Below are 21205 nucleotides of genomic sequence, written 5' to 3' on the forward strand. Positions count from 1 at the left end.
GTTCAGTCCTCACCACCATCGTGGGTGATACGCAGCACTTCATCCAGGGTGGTGACGCCCTGCAGCGCCAGCCGCAAGCCGTCTTCATGCAGGGTCAGCATGCCCTGCCGCCGGGCCTCCTGCTCCAGCAGCACCGCATCAGCCTGCTGCATCACCAGTTTGCGCAGGTTATCGTTCAGTACCAGCAACTCGCTGATGGCACAGCGGCCCAGATAGCCTTCCCCCGCGGCCAGCCCGACGCGGGGCCGATACAGGCGAACCGGCTGGCCAGCGGCATAGCGCTGCAGCTGATAACGTTCAATCACTTCCGGCAGCGGCTCATAGGCTTCGCTGAGAGCCGGGTCCAGCCGCCGTACCAGACGCTGAGCCAGAATGGCGTTGATGGTGGAAACCAGAAGATAGTCTTCCACCCCCATATCGAGCAGACGGGTGATACTGGCAGCCGCGGAATTAGTGTGCAGGGTAGACAGCACCAGATGGCCGGTCAGTGCCGACTGAATGGCAATACGGCAGGTTTCCAGATCGCGCATTTCGCCGATCATGATCACATCCGGGTCCTGCCGCACAATGGAGCGCAGCGCCTGCGCAAAATCGAGACCGATAGCGGGCTTGACCTGAATCTGGTTGATGCCTTCCAGCTGGTATTCCACCGGATCTTCGACGGTGATGATCTTGCGTTCCGGCGTGTTCAGCAGCGACAGCGCGGTGTAAAGCGTCGTGGTTTTACCCGAGCCGGTGGGGCCGGTGACCAGCACCACGCCGTGAGGACGTTCCAGCAACTGACGAAAACGCGCCCGTGTCGCCTCGTCCATCCCCAGACTGGCAAAATCGAAACGCACCGTCTCCCGCTGCAGCAGGCGCATCACGACCGACTCACCAAAGCTGGTGGGCACGGTGGATACACGCAAATCCAGCTCCTGCCCCTGCACCCGCATCATAATGCGGCCATCCTGCGGCAAACGTCGTTCGGCGATATTCAGCCGCGCCATGATCTTGATACGGGAAATCACCGCTGCCGTGGAGCTGACCGGCGGCGCCTCGCTGTCCTGCAGCACCCCGTCTACCCGGTAGCGCACCTTGAGGCGATTCTCGAACGGCTCGATATGGATATCCGACGCCCGTCGCTCCACCGCCCGCTGGATCAGCAGATTGACCAGCCGGATCACTGGCGCCTCTGACGCCAGATCCTTCAGATGCTCCACATCCTCCACCACATCGCCACTCTCGCCGATACTTTCCACCAGCGAGCCCATGGCCGAGCGGCCCTGGCCGTAATAGCGCTCCAGCAATTCGTCTATCTCACTGGCCAGCCCGATACTGACGGCCACCTCTGCCTCGCAGGCATAGCTCAGGGCATCGACCACATAACGGTCTTCCGGGTCAGCCAGCACCACCTGCAACAGCGGCAGTGGCTCCCCCTGCGAGGCCTCGCGCTCTGCCGCAGGCTGCCAGCCATAAGGGAACACCTTGTGCTGCCTGAGAAAGCGCAGCGACACCTCCGGCAGCGCCGCCACATCCAGCAGTGCCAGCTGCGCCTCATCGCCCTGCCAGCGGGGCAACTGATACTGCACAGCAAAGTGTTCGGCCAGATCACGCTCCGACACCAACCCCAGCCGCACCAGAAAGGCCGAAAAGCGCCCGTCGCTAACCGGGTTATACAGACGCTGGGCGCGCTCCAGATCGGCGGGTTTCAGCAGCGTCACCAGACTGGGCTGCGGGCTGGCATTCATATTCACAGCATCAGCCTCCACGACCGGTCGTCAATGGCCGCAGCAACTGCAACCCCTGCCGGTATTCATCCGTGACCTGCTGCGCCTCGCTGTTGCGGGTGATGACCTTGGGCGTGATCAGCACGATCATTTCTGAGCGGTTGTGCTTGCGGTCGGTACTGCCGAACAGCCAGCGCAGCCCCGGCACCTGGCCGACGCCGGGCACACTGGCGTCGTTCTGGGCGTTGTTCTGCTGGATCAGGCCTCCGAGCAGGATGGTCTGGCCGGACTGCACCGCCACCTGAGTGCTGATGGCGCGGGTAGAGATGGAGGGATTGCCGTTGGCATCGACGGTGGTGCCGGCATTGCTGACCTGCTGCTGGATATCCAGATAGACCAGCCCACCGGGGTTAATGCGCGGGGTCACATCGAGGATCACCCCGGTCTGCACATACTGCACGCTGCTGATGGTATTGAGGTCAGAGCTGCTGGTATTGACCGAGGTCTGGGTGATGGGAATGTTGTCGCCCACCTGTATCTGCGCCCGCTGGTTGTTCATTACCACCAGTGACGGCGCCGACAGCACCTGCGTATTGCCTTTGCTTTCCAGCGCGCGCAGGGCCACCTGCAGGTTGTTGCTGAGGAAGGAATAGAACAGTGACTCGCCGCCGTAGCTGGCACCACCCTGCCCCAGTGCGCCGCCCTGACCGGCACTGTTGGCAATGGCGGTTGTGGTGCTGTTGCCTGCCAGTTTGCCCAGATACCACTGCACACCGAAGCTCAGCTCATCGACCAGGCTGACTTCCAGAATGCGGGTTTCGATCTGCACCTGCAGCGGGGGGTTATCGAGGCGCTGGATGGCGGTCTGGATTTCCTGCCACTGGCTGGGGCGGCACCGTACCAGCAGCTGATTGCTGCTTTTTTGCGCACTGATACGCACGCTGTTGTCGTGGCTGTTGCCTGTACTGCTGCCACTGTCCAGTGAGGTGTCGCTGGCCGTGGTATCGCTGTTGTCCGTCGCGGTATCGCTGCTCTGGCTAGTGATGCTGTTGAGGGAGCTGCCCTGGCCGCTGCTGCCGTTGATGGCGCCGAGGCCATTACTGGTCAGGGTGGTGGTGCGCAGGCCGGGAGCCACCGTGGCGGCCTGCGCTTCCGTGACCGGACTGTCGCTGTAGATCTGCCGCAGGTAATAGGCCAGATCAGTGGCCTTCATATTGCGCACATCGTAGACGTACATCTGCGGCTCGTTGCCACCACCCTGATCGATCAGCTCAATCCACGAACGCACTTCGCGCAGGTATTCCGCCTGTGGCGAAATCACGACCACCGCGTTGGTACGCTGAATCGGGATAAAGCGCAGCATGCCCGCCAGTGGCGTGTCGCCCTGAGGGCCGAACAGGCGGTCCAGCTCCGGCATCAGCTCCTTGATATTGGCACGCTGCAGGTCGAACACGCCGATAGACATACCCTTCAGCCAGTTGACGTCAAAGGTGTTAATGGTCTGCTGGTAGTTATCCAGCTCGGCGGCGGTGCCTGCCAGCGCCAGCAGGTTACGGTTGGGGTCGATCAGCAGGAAGGCATTGTCACGGGCAAAGGGTTTGAGCAGCTTCTGCATTTCCACCGCAGAAATGTAGTTGAGCACAAACAGCCGCGCCGACAGGCCAATATCGGGGGCCTGCATGGCCATCGACGGCACCACATTGCCCGGCACCGCTTTATCAGCCGGCAGGATCAGATAACGCTCACCGTCGCGGATCATGGCGTTATTGGTCCAGGCCAGCAGGCTTTCCAGAATGGCAATGGCCTGTTCCTTATTGACCGGCTGCGAGGTGGAGAAGGTGACCTGCCCTTCCACCCCCTGGGTGATGCTGTAGTTCTCGTGCAGCATGTCGCCCAGCACCGAGTTGATCACCGCCTGAATGGGTAAATCATTGAAGTTGAAGGAGAAGCTGCCTTCGCCTGCGGGTTCACCCTGCGCCAGCGCCTGTGCTTCCTGCGGGTGGATAAACTCACCACTGCCCTGCACCCACTGCCCTTTTGGCACTCTGCCCGTGGCAGCGCTCTGCCCGCTTACACCACTGAGCCCACGGGTATCGGCCATGGCACTGGCCTGAGCCTGCGGGCGGTCGCTGCCGGTGCCCGCCAGGCCTTCGCGAATCAGGCTGTCGTCGGGGCGCTGATTGGCCGGGACGCAGCCGGTCAGCAACAGCGCACTGAGCATCGCCGCCCCCAGCAAGGGGTGATAACCGGATAAAAACGGCGTAGCACAGCACGCCAGAGCACGAGGACGCAACAACATCAGGGGGACTCATTTGACGGGCCACTAAGGCCGGGAATATGGGGGCGATTCAAAGTCAGGGTCTGCGTAGCGCCATTCAGGGTGAGGCTCACTTCGCTAGCCTCCACGCGGGACAGCTGCCAGCCACCGGGCAGGGTCTGGCCCTGACGCAGGGTCAGCGCATTGCCGTTGTCATCACGAACAAAGGCCAGCCGCAGCTGGCTATTGGTCAGGGTGCCCAGCAGGGTAAAGCCATTGAGTACGGGCGGTGGCTCACTGGCAGGCGCGTCCGGCAGCGCAGCCACCAGCTGGTCTGCCGAGCGCGAGGTACTGAGCAGCGAGTGCTGCCAGATGCTCTGATAGCGGTCCAGCGGCAGTGGCTGTGCTTCCTGCAGCGCCTCGGCCAGCGCATCCGCCCCGGCTTCACTGCCGGACGCAGCTAACCAGGGCAACGGGCCACCGCTACCCTGTGCCAGCAGGATACACAGGCCACCGAGCGCCACCACCAGCCCCAGCCACCACAGGCTGATGCGCCGTAACACGGCGCTCATCCGCCGGCTCCGCTACTGGCCTGCGCAGCCGGGTGCATATAACCGCTGACGGTCATACGCACGGTCAGTAGCCCCGAGCCGCCGTCAAAAGGCGTATCCGGGCGGCGGTACAGGCTCAGCTGATCAATAAACAGCAGCGGGTGGCTGTGTTCCAGCTCATATACGACGGCGGTCAGGGGTTCCATGGCACATTCCAGAGTGACGTTGATCGCCACCTGCACATAGGGAGCGTCCTGCTTTTGTGGCTGGCTGACCGGCAGCGTTTCCAGCAGCTGGCAACCGGGGCCGAGAGTGCTGACTTGATTGACGCTGAGCGACAGCCGTGACATCAGGTCAGCCTGTACCGAGCCGGGGTCATCGCCCGGCAGCAGGGTATTGTTAAGCTGGCTATTGGCCGCAGCGGCCTCCACCGCCGCCTGCAACTGTTCTTTACCAGCGAGAATCTGCTGATAGCGCTGCTGGCGCTGGCGCAGGCTGTCCATCTGTTCACGCATCTCTTGCACCGGCGCCCAGACGCCCTGATACAGCGCGGTGGCGGCGGTCAGCAGTAGCGCCAGCAGGATCAGCACCGCCATGGCCAGACGCTGCTGCGCGGCGGTCAGCGACGTGGTCAGCGACGTGGTCAGGGTGGTTTTCAGATGTCGCTTCATGGCGTGCTGCCCTCAGTCTGCCCGGATGCTGACGCCGACGCCGACAAGATGGCCTGCAAAGTAAAGCGGTCCTGCCGGGTCTGGCTGTCAGGTTGAATCACCCCCTGAAACTGCGGTGCACTGAAGCCGGGGCAGGCATTAATACGACTGATCAGGCGGCTGACGGCACTGCTCTGGCCGCTCATCACCAGCATGCCCTCCGCTTTAATATCCAGCTGCTCCAGCCAGGTATCGGCGGGCAGGCAGTCGGTCAGCGCTTGCAGGGTAGTCAGCATCGAGGGTTGGCTGTGTTTGAGCCGGGCCAGATAGCCTGCCGCCTGCTGGCGTTCGCTCAGTTGCTGTTGCAGGGTGATGATGTCGCGGGTTTGCTGCTGTAACTGGCTGACCTCGGCGTTCATGCGTTGCAGGGTGTCGGCATTCTGGCTGCGCCATAAGGCTGCCGCCGTGGCCAGCAACAGGGCACTGCCGATCGCCAGTGTCAGATTAATCAGCCGTGGCCAGTGAATACGCCTGCGCCTGCGTGCCGGGGGCAGCAGGTTAACCCCCAGTGGCTGGCCTGACGCATCCAGTGCATCCACCCGGTCTGGCACCACACCCTGTGCGGCCAGCTGCTCCAGCAGCGCATCCAGCGTATCGCGCCGTACTACCGCCAGTTGCACCCGCAGGCGCTGGGCGTCGCTGCCGCGCCGCGCCGCGGCAAAATACACCTGCCCCGGCTGAAACGGGGTAAAGCGTGGTAGCTCGTGGTGCAGCACGCTCTCCAGCTTTTTCCCCGCGGCCAGCGGCAAATACAGCTCGCGCACCAGTACCTGCGCCGGTGTCAGTTGCAACACCAGCGCATGGTCCTGATCCGCAGGCAAAGGCTGCCAGGGCCGCTCGCCATCCTCCGTCACCCGCCAGAGTTGGTTGGAGTGGTGGGTGACTTTTATGGCCAAGTAAGTACTGACAATGACTTTGACCAAGATTTTCTATTTCACTTTGGAGGAAGCATGATGCTTACCTGAATATTTTTTCCCCACAAAAACACCTAAACACAAGAAAACAAAATCCAAAACAGTACTCACTATCAGATTTAAATCTAAATCAAAATCTAAACGTCCAGAAATCGCTTTTAAAGCAACCAATCCATAGAATAATACCATAGTGTAATTTACTACAGCATGTAAATATGGGTTATTGTAGACCTTCCTTCCTATGATATAGGAAAAGCCAAAGGAACCCAAAGCTGAAATGAGGTAATGAGCACTCGTAATTACATAAACACTTTCTTCATAGCCAGAATAACTCAGAATTAAAACTACCGCTGTTTGAACAATAGTATCAAATAAGAAATAAAGAATAGATATTAAAAAAACAAGTTTGGCATTCATAATTAATTCACCCTGACAAAGGCTTCATTTCTTTTGATCAGAATTATTGTCTTGACCTTGACTACTCTCATCATTCGAACTGTTGCTATCATTCGAACTACTGCCATCACTTTTTTGAGATGGTGGATTTGGATCTACATCATCACTCTTTTTAGCTTTACTCTGATCCTTATTTTCATCAAAGGCATCAATGGTATCTCCAAACATTTTTCCAATGACAGCACCCATAAATTTCGCAAAATCTTTACCATATTTTTTTTCTGCATATTTTTCTGCCGCCATACTTACTGCCTGACCGGCAGTCATACCCGAAAGCTTAGATACTAACGATTTATAATTCTCGTTTTTTAGTTGGCTAGCTAGCTCAATAGAGTCTATTGCTGGACCAGCTGCTGTTACAGAGCGCTGCTCATAGCCAGCGTCAGGTTGATCAGCCGTGGCCAGTGAATACGCCTGCGCCTGCGTGCCGGGGGCAGCAGGTTAATACCCAGTGGCTGGCCTGACGCATCCAGTGCATCCACCCGGTCTGGCACCACGCCCTGTGCGGCCAGCTGCTCCAGCAGCGCATCCAGCGTATCGCGCCGTACTACCGCCAGTTGCACCCGCAGGCGTTGTGCGTCACTGCCGCACCGCGCCGCGGCAAAATACACCTGCCCCGGCTGAAACGGGGTAAAGCGTGACAGCTCGTGGTGCAGCACGCTCTCCAGCTTTTTCCCCGCAGCCAGCGGCAAATACAGCTCGCGCACCAGTACCTGCGCCGGTGTCAGTTGCAACACCAGCGTATGGTCCTGATCCGCAGGCAATGGCTGCCACGGCTGCTCGCCATTCTCCGTTACCCGCCAGAGCTGGTTGGAGTGGTGGGTGACGGGTTGTTGGAGGTATTTTCTTAGCATATGACCTCAACAAGAGGGTCTGTCAAACGAACTGTGTAACTGCTCCCTTTCAGAGTGCGGCCAGCGGCACGCGCTCCTCCCCAAACATCACCTGAAAACTCTGTAGTGCCGGTTTCCAGTGATGAATAGCCTTCCAGTTCTTCGATGCTTCGCGGATAGCCAGAAAGAGTGACTTGAGTGCCGAATCGTCGTTCGGAAAAATGCGCCGATTACGTGTCAGTTTCCGCAGGCTCATGTTCAGGGATTCGATGGCGTTGGTCGTGTAGATCACTTTCCGGATCTCCGGCAGGAACTGGAAGAACGGTATGATGTTGTCCCAGTGACCGCGCCACAACCGCACCACCGCCCGATATTTCTCACCCCAATCGCTCTCAAAGTCATCCAGTTCGCGCACGGCTTCGTCCGCTGTCGCCGATGTGTAAATTCGCTTCAGGGCACCCACAACGACCTTGCTGTCTTTGGTGTTGACATAACGCAAGCTGGCGCGCACCAGATGCACAATACACAGCTGGGTCAACGTTTTCGGAAACACCGCGTTGACCGCTTCCGGCAACCCCTTCAGGCCGTCCATACTGGCGATGTAAATATCCTGCACGCCACGATGACGCAACTCCGTCAGCACCGACAACCAGAACTTCGCCCCTTCGCTTTCGGCCAGCCACAGACCCAGCACTTCTTTCTCGCCGCGCAGATTGACGCCAAGCACAACGTGCGCTGACTTGTTCACCACCTGCTTGTTGTGCTGTACCTTGACCACCAGACCATCCAGCCAGACGATGGGGTAAATCGCTTCCAGCGGTCGCGTCTGCCACGCTTTGGCTTCCTCCAGAACCGCATCAGTAACCTGGGCGATGAGTGTGTGCGAAATCGTCACACCGTATAAGTCCACCAGCGCACTCTCGATATCACGCGTGGTCATGCCCTTGGCGTACAGTGTCAGGATCTTGTCTTCCATCCCCGCCAGCCGAACTTGCCGCTTCTTGAGCAGCTGTGGCTCGAAGCGGCCTTCTCGGTCGCGGGGAGTCTCTATGAGCAAGTCGCCGACATCACTCTGCACCGTTTTACGGCTCTTGCCGTTACGGGTATTGCCCCGCTTGGCACCGGGCTCGGCTTTGTCGTGGCGGTCGTAGCCAAGGTGGTCGTCCATCTCGGCTTGCAGGCTGCGATTGATCATGTGTTGCAGCATCTGGGCGTACAGCTTGCTGACATCCTCCGGGGTCTTACATTCCTGAGTCAGCTCATCCAACATCTCTGGCGTTAGTGCCATGTAACTGCTCCTCGCGGTGTTCCCGCATCATCCCATAAACGCAGTTACACAGTTCAATTTACAGACCCCAACAAGAATCACCAATTTATTTCTGGAGATCCTTACATTATCTATTTTCTCATGTCATAGATAGCATTCATGAAAGTATCTATTTCATGGATATTTATATCTTGATAAAAAACAATCTGCTTTTCTCGCCCTCCTTTTCTAAAAGTAAGAAAATAACATGTCCCATCCAATGATTTAGATGAAATATCACCTTTGACATTATCATTAAAGACATTTTGCAGCATTCGATCTATCTTATCATTTACACCACGATCAGATATTTTCTTATAAACGTTATCCATTTTACTAAAAATACTGTTCCCCTCAATTTCAATGTAATCGTATGCATTAAATCCTCCGCCGCCATACTCAACAACAATTGAAAAATCTGAGACATTTTTGTGTTGCTCATATCTAGTAAAAATTTGAGTTCTTAAATTTTCTATATCTGTCCATGAACTTAAACATGAGTTCATATAATCCACCCCATAGCTACCATTAGCTTTTTTTATAGCCTCAATATAGTCAGGCAAACCAGCGGCCAGACAATTCTTGCAAATTAATGTAATTGACAAAAACAGGCCTATATAAAATAAATTCATACCAAAACCTCAAGTTATGGTGCAACAATAGTTCCATTTATCCTTTCAGGAAGACCCATTTCTTTTTTAACGGTATTTTCCACTTTTATAGTAGCAACTTCTTCTCTTGTTTTATCAATACGCAATCCTTTTACAGGGTCTTCTCTGACATGATATCCTCCAAAAAGAGCATTGTGCGCGTGTACTAGCTCATGTCCAAGAACTACAGAAAATGGCGTAGCAAGATTACCCAAAGTGGTATTCACTACTGGACTCCAGTCCGGATTATATTGTATTTCAGAAGGGCTACCGCTAGTTGGTACTCCACTAGGCGAGCCTGCCAAATTTAAGTCTGTTGGTGTGGTAATCGCCTGATTTAAATCATTTTTATTTTTATACTCTTTAATTGTCACTGGCATTTTAGACTTTTCTATATCTGATAGTATTTGAGCACCTACATCTGTTTCTCGAAAATCCTCGACATCCTTTAGAGCCTTATCAGTAAAATCACGACTCCCTTCAATTTCAAGCGACATACCCGTTGGATCAAAGTATTTGTAGGGGTTATTTTCCCCGTATGAGTATCTATTTGTATATTTAACCCCACCCTGCACAGGCCCCACCGGGTCTATCGCCATAAACCGCCCTACCACCGGGTCGTAATAGCGCGCATTCATATAGGTCAGCCCGGTGTCGTCATCGTGCAGCTTGCCGGTGTAGGCAATACGGCTGTCTCCCTGAGCCGGGGCGTTGTTGAGCTTTTCCCCAAACGGCGCATAGGCTTCGTGCCACAGCAGTTTGCCGTTCTCGTCGGTGGCCGCCACGGGCGAGCCAAGGGCGTCATTGTGGTAGTAGGTGATCCCGGCGACAGCCGGTTGCCAGATTAGTAACAGTGCCAGCACACTGGCGAGGAATCGGGTCATCAGTACACGCATCGTCATTCTTCCTTGGGACCTGCTGCCATCCGGGCAGCAGGCCAGTGCTTTCAGGGTCTTGCGCCGCTGGGCGACCTTACCCACTACATCACTTTGGTAGTCGATGGATTGCCTGAAGAAACTTACCCTGACCCTACTCCACCTTCACCAACTGCCACTGCTGGTTGGCCGTGGCGGCGTAGGTCCACATCAGGGCATCCGCCCCGGCAGTGGTGGCCGCCGCGGAAATATCCAGGCTCAGACTGGGGGCATGTTCCGGGCTGATACGGTAGTAGCCACTACCGGCATCGGTCAGCAGCCAGGTCTGGTTGGTGCCTCCGGTGTAGCCCCAGAGCGACACTCCGGTGCCATTGGTGGTGCCCCAGTTGGACACATCCATGGCTTTGCCGCTGGCGACACCGATTACCTTGTAGCGACCATTGCCCAGGCTGGTGATGGTCCATTTCTGGTTGTCAGCATCACTGTAAGGCTGCTGCTCCAGATGAGTGCCGTTACTACTGCCCCCATCCTCAGTCGTCAGCGCCATACTGCTGTTGCGTGAGAGCAGTTCGTAAGTACCGTTGGCGACAGCAGCCTGATCATCCCAGTTGACCAGCTCACCAATCTGGGCCGCTGACAAGGCACCGCTGTATATACGGAAGTCATCCAGACTGCCTTTCAGATAGGGGTCACTGTACTGCGAGCGCCCCAGCCAGTTGTTGGTCAGGGTACCAAGCTGCTTAGGATTGAAACGGACGGCTTCGTTACGCCCTATCTCGGTGCCGTTGAGGTAGTACACCGCCGTCTGCCCCGACACGCTCACGGCCACATGGACCCAGCTACCCACCGGCAGTGCCGTGCTATCCAGACGATCTTCCGCTGAGCCACTGACACGGGTGGTGGTAAAGCGGGTCACGCCGGTATTAGTACGGGGGATCAGGGTGAGGTACTGCTGAGTACCGTTGCCAAAATCAAAGGCGCGGGCCCAGGTGCGGGCTTCACTCTGTTTGAACCAGAAGGCGATGGTGTAGTCGGTCAGGCCATTGACGGCATCGTCCGGCAACTGCACATAGTCATCGACGCCATCCAGTACCAGCGCATTGCCCCTGACCCCCGCGCCAAGTGTCGCGCCGTTCATCAGGGTGGCCGTGGAGCTGCCTGCCTCATTGGCCAGCGTCGTGCCATTGGCCTGATCAAAGCTCAGATAGAACCTGAGATGAGTGCCTGCATCTGCTGAAACGGTATCGGTGGCGGCACTTTCACCCTGGTCAGAAATCGCCGTGACCTGATAGAAGTAGGTGTGCCCCGGCTGTGCATCAGTATCCTGATAGGTCAGGCTGTCACTGGCGGCAATATTGGCCACGGTAAGGAATTCGCCACTAGCTGATGTGGCGCGTTTGACGTTGTAGCTGCTGGCGCCCACCGCCCCCCACCATGACAGCGTGACATCATGGGTATTGCTGTCAGCCGTCAGGCCACGTGGCGCTCCACCGCTGGCATGAGGGTCGAGGGTTTCGGTGAGGGTGCCCCAGCCCAGTTCGTCGCCATTGCCATAGGCTTCGGGACGGGTCTTGGCTGCCATGGCCGTTGACCAGGGCGCCGCTATACCGAGCTTGTTAGCGTAGTAGTTGTAGATCAGCTCCCAGGACGGGCGCAGGTTGCCACGGGCATTGTCTGACACCACACCCTGATAGGTGGTCCAGTTGGTGCAGTTAGCACCGTAGGGGGTATAGGGTACGTCCTCATAGAGGTTGTATTTGGCGATATATTCCGCTGCCGCCAGCAGCTCGTAGTTGTTGTAGCTGAACAGATCGACGCCCTGATTCAGGGCGGTTTTGCCAATAACGCCAAACAGCGAGGCGCCCAGCGTGGTATGGCCCTGATCACGGCCGCTTTCCTGATACTGACCGAGATTGCCAGGGTGGCGGTAATAAACCAGATTTTTCAGGGCACCATTCCCTTCACCATGATGCAGATAGGCCATGGCCTCATCGTAGATGTCCTGACGGTCGGCAAAGATGCCGATGGACATCATCCCGGCGATATTGGCCATATCCCAGTTTGCCCAGTAATTGCTGATGCAGGCGCCATTGTGGCCGGTCAGAAACTGATGATTGAGGGGATAAAACAGATTGACCAGCATGTCCTGATACTGCTGGAGGTCGGTGGCACTCAACCCCTCATAGGTACGCATAATCTCGCCGATATTAGCCAGCTCATAGCCGTAAATGCCAGCCGCCAGAAAACGATCAGCATTACCCGTCACTTCCTGCAGGGTCGATGACCAGCCGTTCATAAAGTTGACGACAGCATCGGCATAGGCGGTATCACCGGAGATTTTCCAGCGCAGGGCCATGGCGTACATAAAACGAATCTGGCTGATGATACGCCCAAAATTCTGGCCGTCACCACCCCGAATCAAGGTAGTGAGGGGGGCTGGAGTAGTGCGCAATTGCGAGGCGGTGTCATTGGTAAAGCTGACCCAGGCACTGTACCAGGGCTCTTGCTGTGCCTGCACCTTAGCCTTGATGCGAGTGAAGTCTGCCTCCGTCAGCAATAAGCCGGGGTGGGTAAATTCGGCACTGGCGGTCGGGCCATAGCCCAGACAGGCCACCAATACCGTACTCACTGCACCAATACGTGTGCGATTGAGTGGAGACGATAGAGAGAAGGGGCCTGCATAACTGCTGAGTTGCTTTGGGGTCTGTAAATTGAACTGTGTAACTGCGTTTATGGGATGATGCGGGAACACCGCGAGGAGCAGTTACATGGCACTAACGCCAGAGATGTTGGATGAGCTGACTCAGGAATGTAAGACCCCGGAGGATGTCAGCAAGCTGTACGCCCAGATGCTGCAACACATGATCAATCGCAGCCTGCAAGCCGAGATGGACGACCACCTTGGCTACGACCGCCACGACAAAGCCGAGCCCGGTGCCAAGCGGGGCAATACCCGTAACGGCAAGAGCCGTAAAACGGTGCAGAGTGATGTCGGCGACTTGCTCATAGAGACTCCCCGCGACCGAGAAGGCCGCTTCGAGCCACAGCTGCTCAAGAAGCGGCAAGTTCGGCTGGCGGGGATGGAAGACAAGATCCTGACACTGTACGCCAAGGGCATGACCACGCGTGATATCGAGAGTGCGCTGGTGGACTTATACGGTGTGACGATTTCGCACACACTCATCGCCCAGGTTACTGATGCGGTTCTGGAGGAAGCCAAAGCGTGGCAGACGCGACCGCTGGAAGCGATTTACCCCATCGTCTGGCTGGATGGTCTGGTGGTCAAGGTACAGCACAACAAGCAGGTGGTGAACAAGTCAGCGCACGTTGTGCTTGGCGTCAATCTGCGCGGCGAGAAAGAAGTGCTGGGTCTGTGGCTGGCCGAAAGCGAAGGGGCGAAGTTCTGGTTGTCGGTGCTGACGGAGTTGCGTCATCGTGGCGTGCAGGATATTTACATCGCCAGTATGGACGGCCTGAAGGGGTTGCCGGAAGCGGTCAACGCGGTGTTTCCGAAAACGTTGACCCAGCTGTGTATTGTGCATCTGGTGCGCGCCAGCTTGCGTTATGTCAACACCAAAGACAGCAAGGTCGTTGTGGGTGCCCTGAAGCGAATTTACACATCGGCGACAGCGGACGAAGCCGTGCGCGAACTGGATGACTTTGAGAGCGATTGGGGTGAGAAATATCGGGCGGTGGTGCGGTTGTGGCGCGGTCACTGGGACAACATCATACCGTTCTTCCAGTTCCTGCCGGAGATCCGGAAAGTGATCTACACGACCAACGCCATCGAATCCCTGAACATGAGCCTGCGGAAACTGACACGTAATCGGCGCATTTTTCCGAACGACGATTCGGCACTCAAGTCACTCTTTCTGGCTATCCGCGAAGCATCGAAGAACTGGAAGGCTATTCATCACTGGAAACCGGCACTACAGAGTTTTCAGGTGATGTTTGGGGAGGAGCGCGTGCCGCTGGCCGCACTCTGAAAGGGAGCAGTTACACAGTTCGTTTGACAGACCCTTGCTTTGTCATGGATGCTTTGCTCTTATTGCTGTCTTTCTTCCGCTGTTATCACCTTGAGATGAAGAGGTGGCAGTGGCGAAGACAATATTCTTCTGATAAGTGCAGGCAGCGCTGATTTATGGAGAACTCAGTCTACCCATCAGTCAGATGGGTGTCTGATAGCTATAAAGGATTCCAATTAATTATTTGGAACTGTCGTTTTTGATTAATAGTTGGCGATATCAATAAATAACTACGCAATACGCTGTAATGAATATTGGTTTTACCTAGCCAATTCCTTAATTCGCTTCACCATTTTCCTTAAGAGCAGAAATTATATAAAAATTCATTAAGAGATAATAAATTACATTTTTTACGCAATACCAAAAAACCATCTCCTGCTGAATAGCACTTGCAATAAAGCAGTCTGCTTACCGCCTGGTCGAAATCACCTGATAAATACCGTACTCATTGTTCAGCACCAGACACTGCACTGCCCGCCGGGCCGCGAACAGCTCAGCGCAGGCCGGGTTACGGTAGAGCACATAGATCAGGCGGTCGCCTTGCTGGGCCTGTTGCAGCTTGTCGAGAAACAACTGCATCAGCTCGCCACGGAAAGGGTTGTAGAGGTATATCAGCAGGTTACCTGCTGGCACCTGAAAGTGCGCCACGTCTTCGCAGCGTATGTCGAAATGTGCAGCACTGCCGGTTTTTTGCCGGTAGCGCTGCACATTGCGCTGTGCCGTCTCCACCAGCTGTGGCGCCAGCTCCACCCCGGTGATCTGGTGAAACCCCGCGCGGTCAGCAAACATCAGCACCCGTCCTTTACCCGCACCGATATCCATAAAGTGAAAGTCCGAGGGCTGAATCGACAGGTGCGCCAGCATGCGGGAGAAATGCCGCCAGCGGCTGGGCTCATAGAACTCGGCAGAATCCAGATAGTCGGACTGCTGCTGGCTGAGATAGGCCGACTCGATACGGCGGGTTTCCACTCCATAGCGTTTATCGAACAGCACGTCATCACGCAGATAACGATAACGATACTGTGCCCGCTGGTAGAGGCTGGCCAGCGTATGACGCCAGCCCTGCTGTCGCAGCTGACGTTGTAACCGGGTATAGAAACGGCGAGCCATCGCTGAATCCTTAACGGGTGCTGCCCATTCCCCGAGCAGACGGCCTGGTGGTCTGTGGTTGATGCGGATTACTCCAGCACGCCTTCTTCACAGCTCAGCAACTGTTGATACTGCTGACGCTCTTCGATACTGGCATAACGCTGGAATGCTGCCTGCAGGCGAGCCAGTTTCTTCATCCGCAGCACCTTTTCGATCTGAGTGAAGTGGCGCTCCAGCTCCAGCCCCTGCTGCTGCAATTGCAGATACTGATCCTGGCTGGCTTTGAGGTCAGCGTACTGCGGCTGCGCCAGAATGCTGTCCTGCACCGCATCAAGGTCAGTGCGGATCAGCTGCACGTAATCCAGAGTGTAGGGGTTGCGCAGCTGCGGCCACTGGGCAGCCAGATGCGCCTGCAGGCTGTTCTGCTCCTCGGTAATGCTGGCCAGCAAGGCTGCCTGCCCGGCCTGATTGGCCTGCATCTGCCGTTCCAGTTCACGCTGTTGCAGCCATAGCTGCTGGCTGTCGAGGGTCAGATGATGACGGGCCGCCACCTGTTCGGCGATGTGCCAGTACTCGCTGTCCGGGTTGTTGACGGTGTTATTCCAGCGCACAAACCAGGGCTGCCATTCCTCCAGAAACACTTCGCTGGTCGCCCGTGACAAGTCGGTACTGACCGCTGTCTGCAGGGTATAGAGATGGGCTTCGCGGTAGCTGACCTTGCCATCATGGTTCAGATCAGGATCGCTGGGCAATGCGGTATCCAGCCGTGTGCTGCCTGACAGGGCCGCAAAGAAATAGGTGGTGTAGTCGCGGAAGTCTTCTTTATTCACCCCCAGTGCGCAGCCCTCCGACTCACGCCAGGCCGACTCGGCCATAAAGCCACAGCGCTTTTGCTGGTTGAAGCGACGGGAGTCGGGTTGCTCAAAGATCAGCTTCTGGAAACCACCGGAATAGCACTGGGTCATCAGAAAGCGCACGGTGCTGCTGGCCGGGGCTTTGTTGAACAGCGCACTGAGCTCACCCACATCCAGCGTCTGCTCACCCCAGAGTTTGAGGTGATTGAGGCTGGTATTGGGGTTGCCGCCACCGTGGCCGTTATAGACCAGCAGGATATCATCACCGGGTTTGACGGCAGCAAAGTCGTGCGTCAGCGCTGGCACCAGACTGTCTTTGGCGGTCGAGCCCCTGACGCCCTGCACTTCATGGAACTTGTAGTGCTTGCCGTTATCACCTACCGGTGCAAACACCCGTGCCAGCGGCTGCATTGCCGCACTGGTTTCCGCCGGTGGCGCCCAGAACACCACGTCTTTCTGCGGTACCTTGCCGTCGGCATCGACGCCCGCCGCGTAATAGATGGACAGCGACTGCACCCGCGGCTGCAGCAGCCGGTCGAGCCACAGCACATTCTGCTCTATCTGCCCCTGCGAATTATCGAGGAAGTTACCGCCTCCTATCAGCCAGGCATCGGTCTCCGCCTGAGCGGTGGAACTGATGCCGACAGCCAGTGCCAGTAGCGATAATCTCAGACATCCTGTGGCTGGCCTGATCATGACTGCCCTCCCACGCGGGCCGTTCTGGCGGTGGTCAGCCGCCACAGCACCAGCAACAGGTAGGCTGATACGCCGAGCATCACCACAGGTAATGGCAGCCCCAGCACCGCACCAGCTACCAGCAACCCGGCCAGTAGCAACCATGCCAGCCATGGGCTGATACGCACCAGCAGCGCCAGTACCAGCACACCGGTCAGCATGGCCAGCACCGCCCACAGCAGGCTCTGCTGCCAGTCGCCAAACGCCGTCCACAGCAACCGCCGCTTGCCGCCAAAGGCCAGTTCACGCATCAGTTCACCGTCGCCCCAGTACCAGTCAATGCCGGTCTGCAGCGCCAGTGACAGCGGGTAGACCGCCAGCATCAGCACCAGCAGCCAGAGTATTCGCCAGATCATGCTCTGCCCTCCTCACTTACGGACGATATAGTCGCCCAGCACCAGCACATCCAGACCGGTGGAGAAGAAACACCGAATGGCATGCAGCGGCGACTCCACCACCGGCTCACCCATAATGTTGAAACTGGTATTGAGTACCACCGGCACCCCGGACAGCTTGCCAAACTCACTGATCATGCGGTGGTAAAGCGGGTTGGTGTCAGCATGGACGGTCTGCAGCCGGGCAGAGCCATCCACATGGGTGATGGCCGGAATCACGTCGCGTTTATCCGGCAATACATCGCAGACCTTGAGCATGAACGGCGCATTGACCCTGATGTCAAAGAAGTCCTGCTTAAACTCCGCCGGGCAGGACGGGGCAAAAGGCCGGTAAGCCTCGCGATGCTTGACCTCGGCGTTAATCTTGTCCTTCATCCCGGGCAAGGTCGGGTCGGCCAGAATGCTGCGGCTGCCCAGCGCCCGCGGGCCAATTTCCATGCGTCCCTGAAACCAGCCGATAATCTGGCCGTCACGCAGCATCTGTGCGGTATCAAGACAAATATCTTCAGAGCGGGTGTAGCTCAGCTTGCACTCATCGAGCGTCTTTTTGATCTGCTCGTTGCTGTATTCGGTGCCGAGATAAGGGTCAAGGTGCACAAAGTTACGCGGCTGTTTGAGGATATGGTTGTAGAGGTAATACGCCGCACCGATACAGGAGCCGTTATCACCGGCGGCAGGCATCACATAGACATCCTTGAAGCGGGTGTCACGCAGGATACGGCCGTTCATCACGCTGTTGAGGGCAACCCCACCGGCAATCACCAGATAGTCGGCATCGGTTTTCTGCTCCAGCAGATGGCACATCTGCAGCACCTTGTCTTCCAGCACTTTCTGGAAAGCCGCCGCCACATCGTGATGGTGATCTTCAAACGCACCTTTGCGTGAGCGAGGCTGGCCAAAGGTGTCATAGAACTTCTGACCGCAGCGCTGATACCCGGCGTTCTGGTACTCGAAATACGACAGGTCGATCTGAATCTGCCCTTCACTGGTAATGTTCACCAGCTTTTCCACGTCCTTGTAGAAGCGGTCGGGATTGCCAAAGGGCGCCAGCCCCATGGTCTTGCCTTCATCATAGTTGGGCTGGAAGCCACAGAACTCAGTGGCCGCTTCGTAGAACGAGCCCAGTGAGTGAGGGAAATGGCTCTCGCCAAAAAAGTTCAGCTGATCGCCCTCCGCCGTGCCCAGCATCGCGGTGGACCACTCGCCGGAGCCATCCAGCGACAGCAGTGCCGCTTTCTGATAGGGCGATACAAAATAACTGCCGGCGACATGGGACAGGTGATGCTCGACAAAGTGCACTTTCGGGCCCGCGTCACGACGGCCCCAGATCCCCTTGTACCAGTTCCAGAAGGCTTTCTGCTTGACGTATATGCCCTTGAACTCGTGCTTGATGAACGGCGCCACCTTCTTGCCCAGCCCCAGGCTGTAGGCGACTTTCTTACCCAGATCCTTGGTCGGCGCAATGGACACCGCGATGTGGTCGATCTGCTGCATGCTAATGCCACTGATCTGCAGGCAGCGCTCGATGGCCTGCACCGGGAATTCATTGGTGTGCTTGCGGCGGGTAAAACGCTCTTCTTCCAGCGCCACCCTGAGCTGACCATCCATCACCACACAGGCCGAGGAATCATGGAAGAAGTAGTTGATGCCGAGGATATTCATTGTGCTGTCCCTTTCTCGGTGCGGCCCTGTGGTTTGGATTGACTGATTGCACTGGTGCCGTTGTCGTCACGTTCGCCTTTGATCTGCCCCTTGAGCAGCTCCTTGCCCTTGAGCAGGGTCGATAACAGCCGGCCACGCAGGGTGGTATTGAAAAACTCCGCGCGGTAGACCGGCTCTTCATTGAAATGCCAGCGCTCCGCCCAGCCAGGCCCGGTGACCAGATTGACCTCCCAGGGCTGCGCTTGTGCTGCCTGCTGCTGAATAAACAGCCACAGCAGAATATTGCCCGGCGCATAGGCCTGAAACGCTTCGTCGTAGCCGATCTTCATCAGGTGCCAGGCCTGCCCGGCACGGATGCACAGCTGCGCTGCCAGCGGTTGTTCGCCGAGCAGCAGCAGATTGACGGCAAAGTCACCGGTCGGGCCGAAGCACTGCAGCAGATGATGGTAATGGGCCTGATAGCGCGGATGAGCACTGATGCAGGTGTTTTCCCCCTGCTCGCCCTTCCAGCCCGAGGCTTCGACCTGCAGGAAGGTGGCAAAGGCCGCTTCCAGCTGCTGCGGATCACTGCAATGGTGGAAATACAGGCTTTGCTGGTGTTCGGTTTCCAGCTTGCGCTGCAGACGGCTGATGTTTTTCAGATGCTTGTGGGACAGCGTGGCTTCTGGTGGCTGCTGGGGGCTGCCCTGCAGATAGCAGCTATGGCCGCATTGGCGGACATGGCCTTCCTGCGGCAACAGGGCCGATGCTAATCCGGCGCGTGCCCGCACCTTGGGGAACAGCAGCATGTCCCAGCTCAGTTCGCGCTGGTGCAGCAGATAATCATGCAGCGCAGTAAAAACGGGCAGGGGTGCCTGATCGCGGTGAATCAGCGCATCCATCATTTCCAGATGATCATGGGAGGGTAAGCGCAACACCTGCCAGCTGTGACCGCCCTTGCGCCAGGCATGCAGCTGCAAAGGCACGATAGCGACGCAGCGCTGCTGCCGGTGCAACAGAAAATAGTGAATGTCACTATCAAGCAGATGACGACTGATACTCTCGTACCAATGCCAGTGACTATAAAACGACGGGTTCAGGCTTTCCCTGTACAGCGCTTCCCAGGTGGAGCGAACAGCCTCCAGCCCTGCAATCCCTCTGACGCGAGTAATCTCAAACATCAGCAACCTATCCTTCCCCTGTGGTATGCGGGCAACCGTCAGCAACGGACGGGTGGGTGAATCTGGTCTTGTTCACAACGAAGCACGACCAGGCTGGCGTTCCATGCTTATTTCATGCGCAATTCTTTACTGCCGTGACACCCGTCCGGTCCGCAGTAACAAGCATAGACCGTCAGCGGGATGGTTCAGTGATGACAGGGCAGTAATGGCTGACCATTTCAGCATATTTCAAAGACAGTTGCCTGACATTTGTGCAATGCCGTGAAGACCAGATTGCGTACACACTAAGGACGCAACAGGCCAGTGAAAGGTGTATGGGCGCGCTATACCAACGCCCCTTCCTCTAATGAGGCTTTGTAGTGTCTGCGGCACAGGGACACATACCGATCATTGCCGCCGATAGCGACCTGATTTCCCGCCTTCACGGGCAGCCCCTGCTCGTCAATACGCAGCACCATGGTGGCCTTGCGCCCGCAGTGGCAAACCGTCTTGATCTCCAGCAGGTGATCGGCAATGGCCAGCAGTGTCTGGCTACCGGGGAAGGGCTCACCGAATGCATCGGTGCGCAGGCCATAACACAGCACCGCAATCCCCAGCTGATCAACGACGTCTGACAGCTGCCAGACCTGCTCGCGACTGAGAAACTGAGCCTCATCAATCAGCACGCAGGCCAGGGTTTCGCTGATATGTGCAGCCTGCACCAGTGCCAGCAGATCGGTGTCTGGCTCAAAGGCTGTAGCCGGGCTCTGCAGACCAATGCGCGAGGCAATCCAGGCCTGTTCGGCGGTATCGGCAAAGCGGTTGTCCAGCCGCGGCGCCAGTAACAGTGGCTTCATGCCCCGTTCGCGATAGTTATAGGCTGCCTGCAGCAGCGTGGTGGTTTTCCCGGCATTCATCGCCGAGTAGTAGAAATACAATGAGGCCACTGGCCCTCCTGCACAGCTCATCCAAAAGGCGCACCCGCCCTGCACCGGTGCCCCACAACGCGGCATTCCGCCGGCGGGTGCGCGTTATTATGCCAACG

At 56.9% G+C, this 21205-nt stretch carries 19 protein-coding genes; 1 reads left to right on the top strand and 18 read right to left on the bottom strand.

The window, feature by feature from the left end:
• Window positions 1–2 precede the first annotated feature (2 nt).
• The 12 genes from gspE to QCD60_RS10580 all read right to left on the bottom strand — a co-directional run bounded on the left by gspE (window position 3) and on the right by QCD60_RS10580 (window position 12890).
• Window positions 3–1730: a type II secretion system ATPase GspE gene (gene gspE, locus QCD60_RS10525; RefSeq protein ID WP_279787910.1), complete on the bottom strand. Its 1728-nt coding sequence runs from the start codon at window positions 1728–1730 to the stop codon at window positions 3–5.
• A gap of 10 nt (window positions 1731–1740) precedes the next feature.
• Window positions 1741–4008: a type II secretion system secretin GspD gene (gspD, locus tag QCD60_RS10530; protein ID WP_279784993.1), complete on the bottom strand. Its 2268-nt coding sequence runs from the start codon at window positions 4006–4008 to the stop codon at window positions 1741–1743.
• The gene (locus tag QCD60_RS10535) at window positions 4008–4538 is read right to left on the bottom strand and encodes a hypothetical protein (protein WP_279784995.1); all 531 of its coding nucleotides are present in this window, start codon (window positions 4536–4538) and stop codon (window positions 4008–4010) included. The genes gspD and QCD60_RS10535 overlap by 1 nt, the downstream gene beginning before the upstream one ends.
• Window positions 4535–5188, bottom strand: a complete 654-nt coding sequence (gspM, locus tag QCD60_RS10540) for a type II secretion system protein GspM (RefSeq protein WP_279784997.1) — start codon at window positions 5186–5188, stop codon at window positions 4535–4537. Before gspM ends, QCD60_RS10535 begins: the two co-directional genes overlap by 4 nt.
• Complete coding sequence (locus tag QCD60_RS10545; RefSeq protein ID WP_279784999.1) at window positions 5185–6150, bottom strand: PilN domain-containing protein; 966 nt, start codon at window positions 6148–6150, stop codon at window positions 5185–5187. Before QCD60_RS10545 ends, gspM begins: the two co-directional genes overlap by 4 nt.
• A 6-nt stretch (window positions 6151–6156) precedes the next feature.
• Complete coding sequence (locus QCD60_RS10550; protein ID WP_279785001.1) at window positions 6157–6558, bottom strand: hypothetical protein; 402 nt, start codon at window positions 6556–6558, stop codon at window positions 6157–6159.
• Window positions 6559–6582: 24 nt separating this feature from the next.
• Window positions 6583–6864: a hypothetical protein gene (locus QCD60_RS10555; RefSeq protein WP_279785003.1), complete on the bottom strand. Its 282-nt coding sequence runs from the start codon at window positions 6862–6864 to the stop codon at window positions 6583–6585.
• An 89-nt stretch (window positions 6865–6953) separates the two neighbouring features.
• Window positions 6954–7451: a hypothetical protein gene (locus QCD60_RS10560; protein WP_279785005.1), complete on the bottom strand. Its 498-nt coding sequence runs from the start codon at window positions 7449–7451 to the stop codon at window positions 6954–6956.
• A gap of 49 nt (window positions 7452–7500) precedes the next feature.
• On the bottom strand, window positions 7501–8718 hold the full coding sequence (locus tag QCD60_RS10565; RefSeq protein ID WP_279784912.1) for an IS256 family transposase: 1218 nt from the start codon (window positions 8716–8718) through the stop codon (window positions 7501–7503).
• 110 nt (window positions 8719–8828) lie between these two features.
• Entirely contained in the window at window positions 8829–9368 is a 540-nt protein-coding gene (locus QCD60_RS10570) for a hypothetical protein (protein WP_279785007.1), read from the bottom strand.
• 14 nt (window positions 9369–9382) lie between these two features.
• Window positions 9383–10282, bottom strand: coding sequence for an RHS repeat-associated core domain-containing protein (locus QCD60_RS10575; protein WP_279785009.1), 900 nt, complete (start codon window positions 10280–10282; stop codon window positions 9383–9385).
• A gap of 133 nt (window positions 10283–10415) precedes the next feature.
• The gene (locus tag QCD60_RS10580; RefSeq protein WP_279785010.1) at window positions 10416–12890 is read right to left on the bottom strand and encodes an RICIN domain-containing protein; all 2475 of its coding nucleotides are present in this window, start codon (window positions 12888–12890) and stop codon (window positions 10416–10418) included.
• Window positions 12891–13029: 139 nt separating this feature from the next.
• Between QCD60_RS10580 and QCD60_RS10585 the strand changes: the two genes are divergently transcribed.
• On the top strand, window positions 13030–14247 hold the full coding sequence (locus QCD60_RS10585; RefSeq protein WP_279784912.1) for an IS256 family transposase: 1218 nt from the start codon (window positions 13030–13032) through the stop codon (window positions 14245–14247).
• A gap of 447 nt (window positions 14248–14694) precedes the next feature.
• On the opposite strand, the gene QCD60_RS10590 is transcribed toward QCD60_RS10585, so the two are convergent.
• The 6 genes from QCD60_RS10590 to QCD60_RS10615 all read right to left on the bottom strand — a co-directional run bounded on the left by QCD60_RS10590 (window position 14695) and on the right by QCD60_RS10615 (window position 21107).
• Window positions 14695–15396: a class I SAM-dependent methyltransferase gene (locus QCD60_RS10590; protein ID WP_279785012.1), complete on the bottom strand. Its 702-nt coding sequence runs from the start codon at window positions 15394–15396 to the stop codon at window positions 14695–14697.
• A 68-nt stretch (window positions 15397–15464) separates the two neighbouring features.
• Window positions 15465–16925 carry a hypothetical protein gene (locus QCD60_RS10595; protein WP_279785014.1) on the bottom strand — a complete coding sequence of 487 codons (1461 nt, stop codon included), beginning with the start codon at window positions 16923–16925 and terminating at the stop codon, window positions 15465–15467.
• Window positions 16922–17320 (bottom strand): hypothetical protein, encoded by a 399-nt coding sequence (locus QCD60_RS10600; protein WP_279785015.1) that lies wholly within the window; start codon window positions 17318–17320, stop codon window positions 16922–16924. The genes QCD60_RS10595 and QCD60_RS10600 overlap by 4 nt, the downstream gene beginning before the upstream one ends.
• 12 nt (window positions 17321–17332) lie before the next feature.
• On the bottom strand, window positions 17333–19021 hold the full coding sequence (locus tag QCD60_RS10605; RefSeq protein WP_279785017.1) for a carbamoyltransferase C-terminal domain-containing protein: 1689 nt from the start codon (window positions 19019–19021) through the stop codon (window positions 17333–17335).
• Window positions 19018–20181 carry a GNAT family N-acetyltransferase gene (locus QCD60_RS10610; RefSeq protein ID WP_279785019.1) on the bottom strand — a complete coding sequence of 388 codons (1164 nt, stop codon included), beginning with the start codon at window positions 20179–20181 and terminating at the stop codon, window positions 19018–19020. The genes QCD60_RS10605 and QCD60_RS10610 overlap by 4 nt, the downstream gene beginning before the upstream one ends.
• Before the next feature lie 323 nt (window positions 20182–20504).
• Window positions 20505–21107 carry a thymidine kinase gene (locus tag QCD60_RS10615; RefSeq protein WP_279785021.1) on the bottom strand — a complete coding sequence of 201 codons (603 nt, stop codon included), beginning with the start codon at window positions 21105–21107 and terminating at the stop codon, window positions 20505–20507.
• Window positions 21108–21205: the final 98 nt, after the last annotated feature.

It is taken from the genome of Pokkaliibacter sp. MBI-7 (assembly GCF_029846635.1).
Classification (GTDB): domain Bacteria; phylum Pseudomonadota; class Gammaproteobacteria; order Pseudomonadales; family Balneatricaceae; genus Pokkaliibacter.

Bases quoted from the DNA above. Each gene is read 5' to 3' on its own strand.
- QCD60_RS10565 (WP_279784912.1), bottom strand. From the start codon at position 8,718: ATGGCACTAACGCCAGAGATGTTGGATGAGCTGACTCAGGAATGTAAG.
- QCD60_RS10600 (WP_279785015.1), bottom strand. From the start codon at position 17,320: ATGATCTGGCGAATACTCTGGCTGCTGGTGCTGATGCTGGCGGTCTAC.
- QCD60_RS10535 (WP_279784995.1), bottom strand. From the start codon at position 4,538: ATGAGCGCCGTGTTACGGCGCATCAGCCTGTGGTGGCTGGGGCTGGTG.
- gspM (WP_279784997.1), bottom strand. From the start codon at position 5,188: ATGAAGCGACATCTGAAAACCACCCTGACCACGTCGCTGACCACGTCG.
- QCD60_RS10590 (WP_279785012.1), bottom strand. From the start codon at position 15,396: ATGGCTCGCCGTTTCTATACCCGGTTACAACGTCAGCTGCGACAGCAG.
- QCD60_RS10570 (WP_279785007.1), bottom strand. From the start codon at position 9,368: ATGAATTTATTTTATATAGGCCTGTTTTTGTCAATTACATTAATTTGC.
- gspE (WP_279787910.1), bottom strand. From the start codon at position 1,730: ATGAATGCCAGCCCGCAGCCCAGTCTGGTGACGCTGCTGAAACCCGCC.
- QCD60_RS10555 (WP_279785003.1), bottom strand. From the start codon at position 6,864: ATGACTGCCGGTCAGGCAGTAAGTATGGCGGCAGAAAAATATGCAGAA.
- QCD60_RS10610 (WP_279785019.1), bottom strand. From the start codon at position 20,181: ATGTTTGAGATTACTCGCGTCAGAGGGATTGCAGGGCTGGAGGCTGTT.
- QCD60_RS10575 (WP_279785009.1), bottom strand. From the start codon at position 10,282: ATGCGTGTACTGATGACCCGATTCCTCGCCAGTGTGCTGGCACTGTTA.
- QCD60_RS10595 (WP_279785014.1), bottom strand. From the start codon at position 16,925: ATGATCAGGCCAGCCACAGGATGTCTGAGATTATCGCTACTGGCACTG.
- QCD60_RS10605 (WP_279785017.1), bottom strand. From the start codon at position 19,021: ATGAATATCCTCGGCATCAACTACTTCTTCCATGATTCCTCGGCCTGT.
- QCD60_RS10585 (WP_279784912.1), top strand. From the start codon at position 13,030: ATGGCACTAACGCCAGAGATGTTGGATGAGCTGACTCAGGAATGTAAG.
- QCD60_RS10560 (WP_279785005.1), bottom strand. From the start codon at position 7,451: ATGCTAAGAAAATACCTCCAACAACCCGTCACCCACCACTCCAACCAG.
- gspD (WP_279784993.1), bottom strand. From the start codon at position 4,008: ATGTTGTTGCGTCCTCGTGCTCTGGCGTGCTGTGCTACGCCGTTTTTA.
- QCD60_RS10550 (WP_279785001.1), bottom strand. From the start codon at position 6,558: ATGAATGCCAAACTTGTTTTTTTAATATCTATTCTTTATTTCTTATTT.